We start from the raw sequence: 16,621 nt of genomic DNA on the forward strand, positions 1-16,621 counted from the left end.
TCAGTTGGAAAGAACTGACGGCTTCAATTTTATATTACTAAGCCGCTTTTTTCGCCGCTTTTAATTTCTCGTAAGTGCTATTTCTTAGCGGGAATTTCTTCTTATAAGTAAGACACTTCCAACCCCATTCTAGCGGGCCGAACTTGAAGTACTTCAGCCAGAAGTAGCTATAGGCCACTTGGAAAGCATACATTAAGACGGCGATGATGAAGATTGGAGCAAGGTTCAATTGACCTCCTAATCCGAATCCTATTCCGTAGAATAACACAATACCGAAGAATGTATGTGAAAGGTAATTGGTGAATGACATTTTACCTACTGCTGTCAATGGGAAGAAAATAGTCTCACCCCATTTAGTGTAATAGATAATTGATAGTAGTGAGGCATACGATAATGCCAAACAGATTTGACCAAATACCATGATTCCTTTATAAGCTAAATCGCTTGGAGTTGAGGCAAACAAGGCCATCGAACCTCCAATTTGGTACCCAATAAAGTGGGCCAAAGCGCCTACTGTAAAGAAACCACCAAATACTTTCCATGATCTACCTTTATCTGTAAAGAAATTTTGAGATTGTAAGTAGAAACCAAGTAGGAATAAACCTAAAACTTTAAACGGTCTTCCTGAAGGAAGGAAATCAAACCATCTCCACATTACATTGTGTAGGTTTTGTTTGATAGTAACCAGTAAGTTACCACTTTCAAACGCTGCAACCACTGATGCAGGATCTTGATCGATATATGTTTTCTTTGCAAGTGAAACTTCTGGAGACATCCAGCCTGGAGACACAAGCATTACAATTAAATCAGTAATTAATGGGAACGCCAATAAAATTACGGCCCAGTTTAAGATCTTTTTTGGAGGAAGGTTTCTGAACTCAATGAAGATAAATGCCATCATACCATAGAGCATCAAAATATCACCTGACCAGATGATCATATGGATAAAACCAAATAATATCAGGAAGGATAATCTTCTTTTATATACTTTAAGAAAAGCTTCTTGATTATTTCTTTGTCTATCGTATTGGATGAAAAATCCCACTCCGAATAGAATTGAGAAGATACTGTAGAATTTAGTATCTATAAAGAAACTTAAAAGCGAATATAAAGTGTCATTTAACTCATAGTAAGGAAGTTGTTCAAGAGTTGTAAAAGGAGTAAACTTAAATAAACTCCAACTCAATATGTTTGCGAATAAGATACCTAATATTGCAAAACCTCTCAAGGCGTCAATGACACCCAGTCGTTGTTTTCCAGTAGCAGGTCCGATAGTAGATGTTGTGCTATTACTCATATATGCTTTAGTTAATGATGTATCAATTTAGCAGAGTTTTTGTTTTTCTTTTTAAAGAACTCTTTGTTAGTTTACCCAAAGTTGCCGTTATTGGTTACATAACACGATGTTAATAAATCTTTCCGATCTTAATGAAACCTATTTGGAAACCTTCAATTTTATTTTTTAAAGGTATAATAATTTTTTACATTTTATCTCAAAATAATCTAGTTAATGCACAAGAAACCAGAAAAAGATATGAAGATACGTCTTACTGGACTTTTTGGAATATAGACTATGAATTGCCAAACAGCGATAGTCTTTTTTTTGAAATCAACACAAGGTCTTCTTCTTTTAATGACTACATCATTGAAGATTTAAGTATGAATAGAGCTCACTTTATGGTGGGGTATGCTCACAAATTCAAAGATCCAAAATTAATGATAGGGGCCTCCATTCGTTCGGTTTTTGAACAAAATTGGAATATTTGGTATTGGAGAGCTTTTTTTCAACATAATGGAATTATTGGAGATAATCTTCTAGAATTTCAAAAACGTCTTTCATATGAATACATCACTTATAATAAAACGGTCGACACACCAGGTAGCCGTGATGATGTTGGTAGGTTTGGTTTGTGGTTAATGCTAGGGAAAAACTTTAATGTTTCAAAGGCAAAACTTAGAGGTGAATTCTCTTATGAACTATTTATCAATCAAGATAATGAAAACGAAAATGATAGGCTGGTAGATCTTACAAGATTAAGATTTGATTTGTATTGGCTAGCTTCTGAGAGGATAAGATTGGGACTTTTTGCAATGAGAAATACTGTATTTGTTTATCGTATTGCGTCTGGACCTAGCTTTGATGGCGACGGTAACCTCATTTCTGAGGGCGTTCCTGAACATAATTTGAATAAAATTACCCCAACCTATGGGTTGACTTTCAAATACAGTATCAGACAAAAAGAAGAGTGCAACTGTCCAGGGGAAAAAAGAAGAAAAAAAAGACGTTAGAAAAATTCTAACGTCATAGTTAAATTGATAATTAATTTGAACTAGTATTTTTATTGTAATGATCTTCCGAAACAAAGTACTTTACGTTGTATTCGTTCAAGATCAGCCTTTTCTAATTTAAATAAGCCTATTTCAAACGCTTTATAATAATGATCATAAGCCTTTTGTACATCTCCTTTTCTTAGGTAATAATCACCTAAAATTTCAAAAGCTTCTGCATTTTCACTAATATCTATTGATGCTTTGAGCCATTGCTTTGCAAGTTCAAGATCTGCATTCCAGTTGATAGACAAACGAGCTGCTTTATTGAGTGTTTGCCAATCGTTTTTGTCTGCATTATTCACCATTCGAATTAATTTAGAGTTCTTTTCATTTGCAGGGCTTAAAACGCCAGCATAAGCGAATGTTGAAAATAGAGTAGCTAGAGAAACCAAGAGAGTAACAAACTGCTTTTTCATTGTTATGTTATTTAGATGATAGTAAATTAATTTGACACACTATCTTTAATTCTATATTTATGCCTAAAAAACTTAAATCGCTGATTATTAATAATTTAAATGTTAAAAATGTAAAATAACATTTGTAAATAATGTTCAAAGACGAACGCTTTGTTCATCTTTGTTCGTATTTTAGAGAAAACTCAAAACTATAAAAATGATGTTGAGATTAGACAAGCTCACTTATGTGGCAATATTAATACTGATTATTATTGCTTCCTTAATTTTCTTAAAAAGTATCTTGGTTCCTTTTGTATTAGCTGTAATAGCATGGCTTATCGTTGTGGAAGTACGAACAGCAATAGGCGGAGTAATTAATTCCAAGAAACATAAAATTCCGATGTGGTTACAAAATATCTTAGCATCGATCACAATTTTTGTTTTCATTTTTCTTGAAGTAAAAGTGCTAAGTGTGAGTATGCAGAATCTTTCATCGTCTATGGTGAAATATGATGACAACCTCATGATGATAGAACAGCAAATCAATAATTTCTTTAATATTGATATTACTTCTCATTTTAATAAGATGATAGGCGATTTTAATTTTACCACGCTTCTCAAAAATGTTCTTTCCTCTATAACAGGTTTATTTGGAAATACTTTCACAATCGTCCTTTATATGATTTTTATATTGTTTGAAGAGGCTGCTTTTGGAAAAAAGATTGAGCAGATCTATCCGAACAAGGAGGAATACAATAATGCAATGAAGATGATCACTAGAATAGGGAAGACAGTGAGTAGTTATCTTACATTAAAAACAATGGTAAGTATTCTGACGGGAGGTTTAAGTTATGTCGTATTATTGATAATGGGAGTAGAGGCACCTTTCTTCTGGGCATCAATCATCATTTACCTCAATTTTATACCTACAATTGGTTCATTGATTGCCACGCTTTTTCCCGCCTTTTTTACCATTATTCAATTTGGAGATTTTTCGGCAGGTTTAATTGTATTAGTAGCTGTAGGAACAATACAAGTAATTGTTGGAAATATCATTGAACCAAAGATAATGGGGAATACCTTAAACATCAGTGGTTTGGTTGTGCTGCTCGCTTTATCGTTTTGGGGATCAATATGGGGAGTTTGGGGAATGATCCTTAGCGTTCCTATTACTGTTCTGATGATTATAATATTTGCAGAGTTTGATTCTACTAGGGCAGTAGCAATATTGCTTTCTGAAAATGGAATAGTTGAAACGAAGCAGAAAGATTGTTAATCAAAAAAGTGTGACCATGTACAAAATGATCACACTTTTTTATTACACTGTAAACGAAATTACCGTCAACTTTCAATCCATTTTTCCACAAGTACTTATAGGGTATGCTTTCAAGCTTCTTTCTTCTTCATTTTGTCTTGAAACAAAAACGAAGCAAAAAATTCAAGGCTTAGAAGCCAAAAGCTAAATTCCATTTCTCTCGCCTAAATGATTTTAAACTCGCTAAAGCTCAAACAAGAAAATCATTTTTAACGGCTCACTTCATGAAATTTTTAACGCTTTTCTCTTCAAGGCCGAGGAGAAGCACTACCAATAGAATTGAGTAGAAATTCCACTGACGCGAATGTTAAGCGTTAGTGGAATTCGTGCCTTACAGATCATCAGAAATCTCCTGATTTCTAAGAACCATAAATAAAGAAAACCTCGTTTACAATGTATTAATTCTTACTGAGAGGCAATCTGCATCAAATAAGCACAGAACATTGCACCATAAGTTCCTAAAGCGTATCCAAGAACAGCTAATAAAACACCCACCGGAGCTAAAGAAGGATGAAATGCCGAAGCAATCACTGGAGCAGAAGCGGCACCACCAACATTGGCTTTACTTCCCACGGCTAAAAAGAAGAAAGGTGCTCGGATAATTTTAGCCGTAACAATCATGATTACGACATGAATAAACATCCACACGCCACCTACAGCCAATAATCCGGGATTATCCATTGTTTTGGTCACATCCATCTTCATACCTATTGTTGCCACGAGAATATAAATACAAACACTACCGAATTTTGAAGCTCCATATCCTTCTAGTTGTCTTGCCTTTGTAAAGCTTAGCACAACACCCACCGTTGTTGCAATTAAGACCAACCAGAAAAACTTACTACTCATCACACTTGTAGAAGGATCTTCAACCATGTTAGAGATCGTTGAACTTAGTGTAGAAGCGGAAAAGTGGGAGAAACCTACAATTCCAAAAGCAACACCAAGAACAATCATCAATTCCGTAAGAGAAGGGTTTTTAGTGACACTATTTTGAAAGGCAGCAACCTTTTCTTTTAAATCTTCAATCGCAGTTACATCTGCTTTTAGCCATTTATCAATCGCCTTAGTTTTACCTATACCCATTAATAATATAGCCATCCAAACATTGGCTACAATAATATCAACAGCTACCATACCTGAATACAAGGATTGATCATATTGGTAAATCTCTAACATTGCTGCTTGATTGGCACCTCCACCAATCCAACTTCCTGCTAATGTGGCTAAACCTCTCCATACTTCCTGAAAGCCAACACCATTAAATGTTTCTGGAGAAATTGCAGAGACGATCAAAATGGCAATAGGACCACCGATGATAATTCCTACTGTACCAGAAAGGAACATGATAATACTTTTTGATCCTAAGTTTACAATGCCTTTCATATCCACAGAAATGGTCATCAAAATCAAACTGGCTGGCAACAGGTAATTCTTTGCCATGGTATATAATTGAGAATGCTCTGGAGAAATGACATTGAATGTCGAAAGCAAAGAGGGAATAAGATAACACATCAAAAGAGGTGGGAATATCTTATAAAACTTGACAAAAAATCCTTCCTTCAAGTTTGAAGTGTAAAAAACAAAGGCCAATGAGGACATAAGTAATCCAAATACTATGGCATCATTGGTAAATAGGGGAGTGACTTGTGGTTCCAAATCTATGTTTATATAGTTAATAAATTACGAATTGCAAGATCATCAAAAATGAAGGTTTTACAAAAAATCTTAGATTGATTTACCTGTTTATTAAAACTTCATAAGGTTTGTGTAGTTTTTTGATTCTTAATCTTAATGAAACATAAAATAGTATTTGAATTTATTAATCATTTAGAAGTTGGAACTTAAACCTATTGACTTTACATTTGCGTTAAATAATAAGTGAATGAAGATTCATTCATAATAAATATCATTCTAATAATTCATACCAATCTGGGTAAAAAAAGAAATGCTGACCACATCAATAAATAGTTGGAAATACTTACTGATAAGTATTTTTGGCTTAAGTGCTTCATTGGGTTATGCTCAAGAGGATGCATTGACAATTACTAGGAAAGAACTTATTCATCAAGCTATTGAAAACTCGCATAGCTTGAAAATTAAAAGAAATGAAGTTTCGGCGTCCCAATTGGATCGCCAAAGGGCATTATACACCTATATTCCTAAAGTAGGGGTAAGAGCGGGTTATGCTCATTTGCTGAATGATTTGACCATCAGCAGAGATATTTCCACTGAGAAAAACTCATTGTTACATGGGTTAGAACAAAGCAAACAACAGAGTTTGAGTAATCTGATGAATTCAGGCATGCCTCCTGAAATGATTGCAATTGGTACACCATTGATTGAAGGTGTTTATAATAATGTAAGCGGGATGGTCAATCAAGTGCCCAATAATGCTTCCATTACATTAGAGGATAATAACCTGTGGTTTTATGATGCCTACGTAGAAATGGTCATTTTCTCAGGCCTTCAAGCACCTAGTTATGCAAAAGCAGCGGCGTCAAAAGCTGAAGCACAAATGGCTATGGTAGAAAAGGAAGAGCATCAGTTGATCATTGAGGTGTTGGACTATTATGATAAGATTGCAGTTGTCAACCAATCTTTGAAAGTTTTAGCAGAAAGTCAGAAAAGGTTGGACAAGCAAAAAGAATTTGGTCTAAAGGCGAAGGAAGTTGGTTTGGCAACTGAATATGATTTGAATAAAATCAGAATTGCTGAAAAAGACATTAAGGCAAAAAGAATTGAACTGGAAAGTAGTAAACAGTTAGTCATACAAAAACTTCATCAATTAACTGGTATGGAGAAATCTACACTTGCACAAATTAACCCTAGCCTTGACTTGTGGATGGTTGATGACGGAGAAATTAACTTACAAAACAGAGCAGAATTAAAGGCGTTAGGTTCTTCCATTGAAGCGTTAGAATATAAGCATAAAGCAGAACAATATGGAGCCTTACCCAAAGCGAAAGCATTTGCTCATGTAATTCAAGGTGGATCAAACTTGACTAATGTTGACCCTGTTCCTTTTGTAGGAGTTGGTGTACAATGGGAAATTTTTGATGGTTTACAACGTAAAAGGGAAGTTCAAAAATCAGCTTTACAAGTTGAATCAATGAGAGAAAAAAGAGCGTATGCTGAGGAACTCATTTCTTTAGAATTTGAAAAGAAAAAAATGGAATGGGAAGTTTCCACTCAATTAGTCACTGTTGCTGAAGAAAAAGTTGAAGATGCAAAAGAGGGTTTAAGAATTAAAGCAGAGGAAGTGAAAAATGGTCTTGCTGATATTCCCGAATTATTAAAGGAGATCTCAGATTATGAAATGCTTCAATTAGACTATATCCAAAAAATTGCCTCTCAAAGACATGAAGCGGTTGCTTTTTTAGATGCCATGGGAGCTTTAACAATCGAACATATCCAAAATTAGAATCATGAAAAATCAATATATATTTATCGCCTTAATTGCTCTTCTATTTTCATGTGAAGAAGCTCAACAAACTGAATTATTAAAAGGGAAAGTAAAACGTGAAGTGGTTTATGTTTCTTCAAAGATACCTGGGAGAATCAATCAACTTTATGTAGAAGAAGGTGAGAAAGTACAAAAGGGTGATACTTTGGCTACAATAGATATGCCGGAGTTGGGAGCAAAAGAAATGCAAGCTAAAGGTGCAATTAAAGCAGCGAAAGCTCAATACGAAATGGCTTTTAATGGTGCTACTTCTGACCAATTGGATCAAGTGACAGCCGCTTATAATGCAGCGAAAGAGCAATATACTTTTGCAGAAAAAAGTTATCAACGTATCAAAGCAATGCATGATGAAGAACTAATTTCCGATCAGAGATACGATGAGGTTTTTACAAAGTATCAGATGGCAAAAGCTAAATATGAAGGTACTGAAGCAAAGAAAAGAGAGGTAGAGAAAGGCGTCAGAAATGAGAAACAAAGAATGGCACTTGGGCAACTTGAAAGAGCCAAAGGCGCAATGAAGGAAGTTGAAATTGCCATGGGAGAACAATTTTTAATTGCTCCAAAGGACATGAGTATTACATCAATTGCTTTGCAAGAAGGTGAGTTAGCATTACCTGGCTATAATATTTTCTCTGGTTATGAGACCAACTCTACTTATTTCAGATTTGTCTTGTCAGAAGAAGATGTATTGAATTACAAGGTCAATCAAAAAGTACAAGTGACCTCACCTTTTGATGAAAGTATTCAGTTAGAAGGGAAGATTCTATCGATCAAAGAAGAATTGTCTTATGCCAATAGAAAAAGCATGAATCCTAATTATAAAATTGATCAATCACTATATGTATTAAAAGTGAAACCTCTAAACGCATCAAAGGCGGAAGGCTTGTTGACAAATACAACACTAGTGATCAAAAAATAGTGTAGTCATGAAAGAAGGAATAAAAGCATTTATTGCATTATCAAAAAGAGAATTGAAGCTCTTTTTCTCCAATGACGTCTTGATTGCTGTTTTCTTTGGAGCGCCTATTTTCTTTGGAGTACTTATCGGTTTTACCTATCAGCAAGCGAGTGTAAAAGACCTGTCTATTGCTGTTATTGATCAAGATGGCACACCATTGAGCCATAAAATAATTGATGCATTGGATGAAAACTTTTATCTGTCGGTGAAAAAAGTAACTTCAAAAGATGCAGATATTCAGCAGGAAATATATGATTATGAGGCTATTGTTAGAATACCTGCTGGTTTTGAGGGAGACATTAATTATAAAAGGCATCCACATATACAAGTGGAAGTGAATGGTGCGAATATGATCACTGGTAATTACGCCAATATAGGTATCCGTACTGTTTTGGGAACTTTGAATGCAGGAATTGAGATTATCGGCCTTCAGAAAAAAGGGATTCCCATAGAAGTAGCCAAAGAGCAATGGGAAGCATTTGCGATTGATGATACAAGATACTTCAATGCCACTTCTAATTATCTGCTGTTTATGTTACCAGGTATTTTAGGAGCAGTGATGCAACAAGTTTATCTTTTGGCGATGGCATTGACTTTTAGTGCTGAGCATGAGAAAAACACTTTCCATGAGATAAAAGCGATCACCAAGAATCCTCTAATAATTTTTCTCTCAAAATCAATTCCTTATTGGGTGATTGGAGTAGGATTATGGGCCGGTATTCAGTTTATCTTGCTCCCATTCTTCAAGATTGACATTCCAATTCATCAAGGAACTGTCTTCTTGTTGACGTGTGCATTTATTCTTGCCTTAACAGGTTTAGGCATAATGGTGAGTTGGCTTTTACCCTCTCAGCTCAAGGCCACTGAAGTTTTGATGGTTGTTTCAACCCCAAGCTTCATTTTATCAGGTTTTACATGGCCTTTAGAAGCGATGCCTACATGGATTCAAAATATTGCAAGTTGTATTCCATTGACCCATTTCTTAAAAGCAATACGAAAAGTATTACATTTTGAGGCCAATCTAGGTGCTATTTCAACTGAATTACAGCCCTTGTTCATCATTTCGTTCATCACATGTTTGGCCAGTTTAATTTTAATTTTCCAAAAAATAAGAGTAGAAGAAAATTAGAATGATACTTTTATGATGTATGACACCTTGGTAAGCTTCTTATCAAGGTGTTTTTTTATTTTAAAAATTGAGATAAATGATTTGTTTAAACTAAATATCTAACGAAGTTTGTGTCTTCAATATATTTTTTAAATATGATCTTCATGAAATACCGTTTATCATACCACTTACTATTTATTATCCTCTTTTTTTTAACCTCATGTGATTCAGAAAACGAAGGAACCAATCAGCTGACCCAAGACCAATTAAGGCATTTGGTGGGTATTGATATTTCTTATGAATACAGTTTCCCGGAGACTTTCACGACCGATTTAATATACAAAGAGAACGGTACAAATGATATTACGCTCACGGTTAATTCTTCAACCAGTGCGGAAGGAGATAATAGATACCGTCCCCAAAACCAAACCGATATAGCCGGAACTTCACAAATTGATCTATCAGGAAGATCTATACTTCAAGAAGCAACGGTAATGATGCAAGGCGATGCCATTATTCCTCAAGCGGAGTTTTCAGTAACAACATCAGGAGATGCCTCTTTTTATGTTAATTTAAATGGACTTTATAATAAACACTATTCTCAGTTTACGACTTTACAGTCTAAAACGGTTAACGAGGGGACAGTTCATGAAATAGTTTACAATAACGTCTATGTTTTTACTCCTGACGATGCTACAGAGAAAGGCTATGATTTCACAGGTTTCAAAGAAATCTGCTTCGCAAAAGATTATGGCTTTGTGCAGATCATTGTGGAAGATGCGACTAGTGCTACAGGTGAATACAAATTGTCATTAGTGACTACGTTTGAAATTCCTGGTTTTGAAAATGGACCAATTTCAAGTACGGGTGTAGCCGGGTTTAGACATGTTGACCAACCTTCAGGGGCACCACTTTTGACAAATCAACAATTGCATATTTTGACGAACTTGAAGGAGTTGGATGTTGAGTCAACTGCGTGGGGGCTTACATTTACCGAAAATCTAAATAGTGCAAGGTTCGCATTTAGTGGTGGAGAGGTTTCGTGGAGCAACTATCTATTAAACACATTAGGTCTTCAAGCGGCACAAATTACAGCCCAAGAGTTAGAGTATGAAAAGGTGAAACAGCAGATTACAGATGTTACCGGTTCTACGGTTAATCCAGAACCCATGGCAAATAGTGATTCTTTAAATATAGGAGCCTATAAATGGAGTATTTTCTATTTATCTCATGTCAATGCTTTAAGTACAGATGAAGTTTATGCTACAAAGTTAGGCGGACCGTTTACAGTAGAAGACTCATTAAGTCTTCATGGAGATTTTGAAGATGTTTTAGGTTTTGAATTAAGTACTAGTGGCCAAAAAGGTAACGCGGAGATCAGTACGCCTAAAAATAGTAGTTATTCAGTGCCTATTGATGCTTTAAGACAGTGGATTTTAGATGAAGAAAATGCCCCTTCAAAAGGAGGGAAATATGATAATAGAGTTTTCCTACTCAATCCCAATTACAGAGAAGTAGGAGCATATGCCTACCCTGATTTAGGCGGTGCGGTAGTCAGATGCAAAAATTAAAGAACTATGAAATTAAGGGAATACAATAAAAAGTATTCCCTTAATTTTTTTCAAATAAACTAAAAATAACAAACCATGAAAAGCTTACTATTTTACTTTATAACTATTTTGCTATTGCTTGTATGTCAACAAGTAATTCTAATACCAGTTCTATCTCTTTTCAAAAACTTTGATTTGTCATTTACTATTACTCAATTGATAGTTACGATTTTAACGATCCTAATTCTTATTAAGAACCAATGGCAAAAGTATATTTTTATCGAGAATGTCAACTTTAAGAAACTATTTTTCTACGGACTCCTAACACTTATTTATGTGTTATCATCTCATTTTTTGTCTTACGGCAACTTCAATATTTTCAACTTTGAAAATAGATTTTCTCGATTTATTGGAGCAGTGCTATTAGCTCATGTTTTTGAAGAAATTATATTTAGAGGGGCAGGGATTGAATACTTAAAGGAGAAAGGGCATAGTAAGATTACAAGAGTGATTTTTACTTCCATTTGCTTTGGGCTAGTGCATACACCTTTTACTAAGATAGGAGATATTCATTTTTTCGTGATGGGTTTAATATCAGCATTAATTTATGAGAAGGAAAGAAACCTTTTTTATTGTATATTCTTTCATGCTTTCTACAATCTTCTTCACTTATTGTAATAAAATAAAAACTCCCACTTCAACTTTACATGTTGAAGTGGGAGCAATCTATTATTGTTTGATGAAATCTAGTTCTTTAATCAATACTTCTTCTCTAAAGCCAGACATTCTTTTGATGAGCTTACCGTCTTTGATGATCAGAACAAGTGGGATACCTCTCACACCAAACTTCTTTTTAAAATGATTGATCTCTTGATCATTTATTTTGATGTGATGGTTTTTGTAATCTGTAGCAAATTTTTCTACTGATTTCAGCCATTTGTTATTGCCTTTGTCAAGTGATACAAAATGAAATTTAACGCCTTCTTTTTCATATTTTTGAAGCATAACAGGGTAATGATCCCTTATCGAAATCACACAAGGTCCACACCATGAAGCCCAAATGTCTATCACGTGTACCCCTTCAGTACAATCAATAGGGGTTGAATTAAATTGAACATCAAGCCCTTCTATCGACTTCACTTTCTCATTTTGATTAAAACCTCCTCTTTGTGCAATAAGTTGATCTAGGTCCGCTTGATATTCGGATTGAGGGAATTGAGATTGAAAGTAAGTGACTGAATTAGAAAATGTAGCATTTTGAACGGTATCGTTATAAAAATAATACTCCTTTAAGTAAGTACTCAAAACCTTTTCATTCAGTGCTTTATTTTTGATGTATTTATTATTAATATCTTGAAAACGTTCCACTGTATTTTTGTTTTCATTAAAAGGGGCTTCATCGGCAAACAAACGGTTGTCATTCTCAATAAAAGTAAGGTGAATATTTATATGTTCTGCAATAAGATAGTGTAAGTCACTTTTATTCATTTCGGGATCGTCCAAATCAAAATAATTCAAAGCGTTTAACAATAGGTGAGGAGCTTGTGTTTTTACAATTTCTGGGTTGGCTTCCGCATAAATTGCATTTATATTAAGCCATAAACCCAATATATTTCCTTTCATTGTTTTAGCATATTGATCAGATAAAAGAGGCTTATAAACCATTAAGGTATCCACAAATTGTTTCATGTAGTTCGTACTTAACTCTTGAAACCCTTGAAGAGATAACCCTTCTTTTTGATGATGAAAGTCTTTAGACATTCTATTGAGTTGAGTATGAAAAGAAATAGAATACCTTAAACTATCCATAACCTCTTTTGTTACCTTCCTTTGATCATATTCAGACAATTTGGTCATTTTGTTGAATTCATCTTTCAAAACAACCTTATTCTCTTTATTTTCGGTAATTATCAGATCATCATAAGCACTTCTATGCAATAGATTTCTGGAAGTATAGTAATGAAACAATTTCTGATCTTCAATTTGTTTCTCCATTTCAGGTGTCAATTGTTGATGCCTTTTTTTGTCATAACCATATCGTGTTAAACCCTTCCTGATTTTCTGTTCTTTTTGATAAAGTGTAGAGTCCATCAGAATATTTTTGGAGTCAATGATATTCGATAGCTCCGATGAAATGTTTGTATTATATCCCCAATATGAACAGCTATATCCAACATAAGGGAAATTTTCAGCCTGAAGTAAAAACCCTTTGTCGGAAAATCTGAAAATAGTAGCGTTTCTTAGATTATAGCATTCGATAGTACTGAAGTTCGGGATATTTAGTTTTCCAACATATTTGATTACATCAATAGTATCTTTATACGTCATTTCAAAATCAATATGATCCGTATAAAGCGTTTCTCCAACTTTTGTAAAAGTGATTTCACCTTTAGAATAGAGACGGTTTTTGAAAATTGGTACATTATCATAAGTGAAGTTTCCATATTTTTGAATTGGTCTTAAATCTTCAGAAGTGACCTTTAAAAGGTCATATTCTTCTGTAAGATAAAGTAAGCCTTTACCACCGTTTTTCTTTTGATCTAAGAAACTTAAAACATAAACGAGTTGATCATCATTGACAAGCATTTCTTCTAGCTCAAACTTATAATTGGAAGGATTGACCAAAGGGCCATTTTTTATAAATGCTTGCTGGTAATGAAAGATATTTTGATTACCCATAAAGTTGAGGTTACGAAGGTTTCTTTCTACAATATTATGACCTTCAGCATATTTATTATTAAGTCTATTTTCTGATTTGCTTTCTTGATGATCCCAATTGTTATAGTTCCAATTATAGTCTTTATTTCTTTTAATATGGTCAAACATCAAAATGTGATAGCTCCATTTGTGTGCATCGTCAGCTTTTATCTGATTGTAATTTTCGAAATAGATTTCTCCCGTTGACTCCATACCTCCTTGGAAATCATCATTGGTATATTTCGCTTCCGCATAATAAAACTCACCTAAATACTGTTTCTTTCGGATATCCTTTTTGAATGATTGACTGCTGTATTTTACAATTTCTTTGAGTGTAGGCATTTTTGCCTTGATGGTAAGCATATCAAGCTCTTCAGTAGCAGGAAGTAGTACCAATTCATTTTCGAGGTACTTAGAAAGTTTTCGAATAGGAACTTCAAGTTTTGTAAATCCAATTGAAGAGATACCCAGTGTATCAGAATGGAATGAAGATTTTATGGGAATATTAAAGTAACCATTTGAATTGGTTGTACCCCCAATTGTTTTTCCTTTGACCACTATGTTTGCATAGGGGATAGCCTCTTGTGTCTCGGCATTTCTCAAATACCCCTTGATGAAGTTTTGAGCAAACAATAGTGAAGCATGAAGTAAGAGAAGTACTATAAAAGTCAGTTTTTTCATTTTCAAATAGTTTTTATTTATTGACCAGCAGAGTAGTAATGAGTTTTAATAGATTAAAAATAAGTTAGTTTGATCACCAAAAAGAATCTCATTACTACCAATGAATATTTATAGTTGGGTTAAATATAGCTCAAATTGTATTACAATAGAAATGGATGTAGTTCAAATATTTATTGTTGGAAACCATAACTGAAAAAGAAAACCCCATTGAAAATACGAATATTACAATGGGGTTTCAATAGTTTATTTATTTCTAATTAATAGAAAAGTGCAAGAATACCTGGAGTCACCAAAGTAGTGAATACCCCCATTAAACCAATGGATAAACCACTGATCGCACCTTCTACCATTCCCATCTGAATAGCTTGTGCCGTTCCGATACCATGTGCACAACTTCCCATAGCCAGACCTTTTGCTATGGCAGTTTTAAAGACTCTTGGAACAATCAATGGTCCAATTGATGCACCAAGGACTCCAACAATAATTACAAAAACAGCGGTCATAGATGGAATACCTCCGTTTTGAGCAGAGACGGCCATAGCAATAGGAGTAGTAACCGATTTTGGTACCATTGAGATAATAAGATCTTCACCGCCACCAAATAACTTACCAATTAAAATGACAGATACAACGCCCATCACACTACCTAAGAATGTAGCTGAAAGAATAGCAACTGCATTTTTACCAATTGTTTTTAATTGTTCATATAATAATACACCCAAAGCCACAACAGATGGTCCAAGCATAAAATGAATCATTCGTGTATTGGTTTGATAAGTTTCGTATTGAACATCCGATAATTTTAAAATAACAATCAGTGTAATGATGGTCATCAATACCGGATTAAGAAGTGGTGTTTTAACTTTTTGATAGATTGCTTCAAAAATTAAGAATAATCCCAAAGTTGCAGCTAATGCAAACGTTTCGCTTTCGAATAAATGATTAATTACTTCCATTACTTGTCTTCTTTTTTACCTAAAAATTCTCCCGCAAAACCAGCAGATAACATCACGGCAAACATTGAACCTACAATGGTTACACCTATCATTAACCAGTTATTTTGAATCATATCTAAATACTCCATCATGCCTACACCTGCAGGAATAAAGAACAATGACATTCTTCTAGTTAAAGATTGAGCAGCATCTTTGACCCACTCGTATGGAATAATTTTAAAATAAAGACATAAGAATAAGATAATCATCCCGATTACATTGCCAGGGATGGGCAAGTCTATAATTTCATTAATAAAGGTTCCTAACGACAGCATCGCTAGAATTAACATAAATCCTCGTATCATATTCGGTTATATAGTAGTTTGTGATATAAAGATAATACATGATTGAATGAGTATTAATAGCCTTAGGAAAGAGATAAGATTTATTTAAATAGTGACAAAATAACACTTCAAAATTTTGTATATTGTAGTAGAAGCTTATTGTACCGCTTGAGCACATTGTTACTTTAATTCTGTTATTATATTTGATCTTTAATTATGTCAATAAAAGACCTAGGAAACCTATTTGATGACAAAAAATACGACGAAATTATCAGCTTTTTTAATCAAAGAATTGATACTTTCGAGCATCTTTCATTAGATGAATTTTTGTTATGGTCAAAGTGCTATGAAAATCAAGGTGATTTTGAGTCTGCATTGTATATTTTGTCGCTTTGTTATATTGAAGAGATCAATGATCTTCAGTTAGATACGGAGTTTGAACGACTGACTGTTTTGCAGGATAGAGTTTTTCAAGCCATTCTTCAATTAAAATCAGGTATTGAAGAATCGGAGGACATTGACTTTCTAATTGAGACCATGCACGCTTTAGTAGAGAATAATGTTGAAGACGTTTTAGTCGCTTATTTAGAAGATATATTAAGAGTAACGAAACATCATAGCATAAAGAAACTTTGGCTAGGAAAATTATCAGAGGATATTTTTTTCAATTTAGACAATCAATTAGTATTAACCTCTAATCAAAAAAATGCAATTTTAGATGCAATCATCTACTACTATATTTCCTCCTCCAAGGTCTATGATGGTAGATATGCTTACATCAGATCCATCAGAAATAACACCATTCATTAGAATAAAAAATAAACGCCTTTCTACAAACCGT

At 34.0% G+C, this 16,621-nt stretch carries 14 protein-coding genes; 8 read left to right on the top strand and 6 right to left on the bottom strand.

Features of this window, described 5'->3' with window-relative positions:
- Window positions 1-37: 37 nt before the first annotated feature.
- Window positions 38-1,297 (bottom strand): DUF418 domain-containing protein, encoded by a 1,260-nt coding sequence (locus IC221_RS21300; RefSeq protein WP_188170897.1) that lies wholly within the window; start codon window positions 1,295-1,297, stop codon window positions 38-40.
- 131 nt (window positions 1,298-1,428) lie between these two features.
- On the opposite strand from IC221_RS21300, the gene IC221_RS21305 reads away from it, so the two are divergent.
- Complete coding sequence (locus tag IC221_RS21305; RefSeq protein ID WP_188170898.1) at window positions 1,429-2,289, top strand: hypothetical protein; 861 nt, start codon at window positions 1,429-1,431, stop codon at window positions 2,287-2,289.
- Between the two features lie 50 nt (window positions 2,290-2,339).
- On the opposite strand, the gene IC221_RS21310 is transcribed toward IC221_RS21305, so the two are convergent.
- Complete coding sequence (locus IC221_RS21310) at window positions 2,340-2,747, bottom strand: hypothetical protein (RefSeq protein ID WP_188170899.1); 408 nt, start codon at window positions 2,745-2,747, stop codon at window positions 2,340-2,342.
- A 196-nt stretch (window positions 2,748-2,943) separates the two neighbouring features.
- Between IC221_RS21310 and IC221_RS21315 the strand changes: the two genes are divergently transcribed.
- Window positions 2,944-4,002, top strand: a complete 1,059-nt coding sequence (locus tag IC221_RS21315; RefSeq protein ID WP_188170900.1) for an AI-2E family transporter — start codon at window positions 2,944-2,946, stop codon at window positions 4,000-4,002.
- Window positions 4,003-4,446: 444 nt separating this feature from the next.
- On the opposite strand, the gene IC221_RS21320 is transcribed toward IC221_RS21315, so the two are convergent.
- On the bottom strand, window positions 4,447-5,643 hold the full coding sequence (locus IC221_RS21320; protein ID WP_188170934.1) for a DUF819 domain-containing protein: 1,197 nt from the start codon (window positions 5,641-5,643) through the stop codon (window positions 4,447-4,449).
- Between the two features lie 346 nt (window positions 5,644-5,989).
- On the opposite strand from IC221_RS21320, the gene IC221_RS21325 reads away from it, so the two are divergent.
- The 5 genes from IC221_RS21325 (at window position 5,990) to IC221_RS21345 (ending at window position 11,801) form a co-directional block, all read left to right on the top strand.
- On the top strand, window positions 5,990-7,465 hold the full coding sequence (locus IC221_RS21325; RefSeq protein WP_188170901.1) for a TolC family protein: 1,476 nt from the start codon (window positions 5,990-5,992) through the stop codon (window positions 7,463-7,465).
- Window positions 7,466-7,469: 4 nt separating this feature from the next.
- Window positions 7,470-8,426, top strand: a complete 957-nt coding sequence (locus tag IC221_RS21330; RefSeq protein ID WP_188170902.1) for an HlyD family secretion protein — start codon at window positions 7,470-7,472, stop codon at window positions 8,424-8,426.
- Between the two features lie 7 nt (window positions 8,427-8,433).
- Window positions 8,434-9,594 (top strand): ABC transporter permease, encoded by a 1,161-nt coding sequence (locus IC221_RS21335; protein WP_188170903.1) that lies wholly within the window; start codon window positions 8,434-8,436, stop codon window positions 9,592-9,594.
- A 143-nt stretch (window positions 9,595-9,737) separates the two neighbouring features.
- Entirely contained in the window at window positions 9,738-11,144 is a 1,407-nt protein-coding gene (locus IC221_RS21340) for a hypothetical protein (RefSeq protein ID WP_188170904.1), read from the top strand.
- A gap of 75 nt (window positions 11,145-11,219) precedes the next feature.
- Window positions 11,220-11,801 carry a CPBP family intramembrane glutamic endopeptidase gene (locus tag IC221_RS21345; RefSeq protein ID WP_188170905.1) on the top strand — a complete coding sequence of 194 codons (582 nt, stop codon included), beginning with the start codon at window positions 11,220-11,222 and terminating at the stop codon, window positions 11,799-11,801.
- A 51-nt stretch (window positions 11,802-11,852) separates the two neighbouring features.
- Here the strand turns inward: IC221_RS21345 and IC221_RS21350 are convergent, their stop codons facing one another.
- The 3 genes from IC221_RS21350 to IC221_RS21360 form a co-directional block, all read right to left on the bottom strand.
- Window positions 11,853-14,501 (bottom strand): carboxypeptidase-like regulatory domain-containing protein, encoded by a 2,649-nt coding sequence (locus tag IC221_RS21350; RefSeq protein WP_188170906.1) that lies wholly within the window; start codon window positions 14,499-14,501, stop codon window positions 11,853-11,855.
- Between the two features lie 257 nt (window positions 14,502-14,758).
- Window positions 14,759-15,457 (bottom strand): LrgB family protein, encoded by a 699-nt coding sequence (locus IC221_RS21355; RefSeq protein ID WP_223241453.1) that lies wholly within the window; start codon window positions 15,455-15,457, stop codon window positions 14,759-14,761.
- On the bottom strand, window positions 15,457-15,801 hold the full coding sequence (locus IC221_RS21360; protein ID WP_044200536.1) for a CidA/LrgA family protein: 345 nt from the start codon (window positions 15,799-15,801) through the stop codon (window positions 15,457-15,459). The genes IC221_RS21355 and IC221_RS21360 overlap by 1 nt, the downstream gene beginning before the upstream one ends.
- 195 nt (window positions 15,802-15,996) lie before the next feature.
- Here IC221_RS21360 and IC221_RS21365 point away from each other — a divergent pair, with 195 nt between their 5' ends.
- The gene (locus IC221_RS21365) at window positions 15,997-16,590 is read left to right on the top strand and encodes a hypothetical protein (RefSeq protein WP_188170907.1); all 594 of its coding nucleotides are present in this window, start codon (window positions 15,997-15,999) and stop codon (window positions 16,588-16,590) included.
- Window positions 16,591-16,621 lie beyond the last annotated feature (31 nt).

The sequence above is a fragment of the Flammeovirga sp. EKP202 genome, assembly GCF_014534745.1.
In the GTDB taxonomy this organism is placed as follows: Bacteria; Bacteroidota; Bacteroidia; order Cytophagales; family Flammeovirgaceae; genus Flammeovirga.

Excerpts from the sequence above, each read along its gene's own strand:
- IC221_RS21300 (WP_188170897.1), bottom strand. The coding sequence starts at position 1,297 with ATGAGTAATAGCACAACATCTACTATCGGACCTGCTACTGGAAAACAA.
- IC221_RS21305 (WP_188170898.1), top strand. The coding sequence starts at position 1,429 with ATGAAACCTATTTGGAAACCTTCAATTTTATTTTTTAAAGGTATAATA.
- IC221_RS21310 (WP_188170899.1), bottom strand. The coding sequence starts at position 2,747 with ATGAAAAAGCAGTTTGTTACTCTCTTGGTTTCTCTAGCTACTCTATTT.
- IC221_RS21315 (WP_188170900.1), top strand. The coding sequence starts at position 2,944 with ATGATGTTGAGATTAGACAAGCTCACTTATGTGGCAATATTAATACTG.
- IC221_RS21320 (WP_188170934.1), bottom strand. The coding sequence starts at position 5,643 with ATGTCCTCATTGGCCTTTGTTTTTTACACTTCAAACTTGAAGGAAGGA.
- IC221_RS21325 (WP_188170901.1), top strand. The coding sequence starts at position 5,990 with ATGCTGACCACATCAATAAATAGTTGGAAATACTTACTGATAAGTATT.
- IC221_RS21330 (WP_188170902.1), top strand. The coding sequence starts at position 7,470 with ATGAAAAATCAATATATATTTATCGCCTTAATTGCTCTTCTATTTTCA.
- IC221_RS21335 (WP_188170903.1), top strand. The coding sequence starts at position 8,434 with ATGAAAGAAGGAATAAAAGCATTTATTGCATTATCAAAAAGAGAATTG.
- IC221_RS21340 (WP_188170904.1), top strand. The coding sequence starts at position 9,738 with ATGAAATACCGTTTATCATACCACTTACTATTTATTATCCTCTTTTTT.
- IC221_RS21345 (WP_188170905.1), top strand. The coding sequence starts at position 11,220 with ATGAAAAGCTTACTATTTTACTTTATAACTATTTTGCTATTGCTTGTA.
- IC221_RS21350 (WP_188170906.1), bottom strand. The coding sequence starts at position 14,501 with ATGAAAAAACTGACTTTTATAGTACTTCTCTTACTTCATGCTTCACTA.
- IC221_RS21355 (WP_223241453.1), bottom strand. The coding sequence starts at position 15,457 with ATGGAAGTAATTAATCATTTATTCGAAAGCGAAACGTTTGCATTAGCT.
- IC221_RS21360 (WP_044200536.1), bottom strand. The coding sequence starts at position 15,801 with ATGATACGAGGATTTATGTTAATTCTAGCGATGCTGTCGTTAGGAACC.
- IC221_RS21365 (WP_188170907.1), top strand. The coding sequence starts at position 15,997 with ATGTCAATAAAAGACCTAGGAAACCTATTTGATGACAAAAAATACGAC.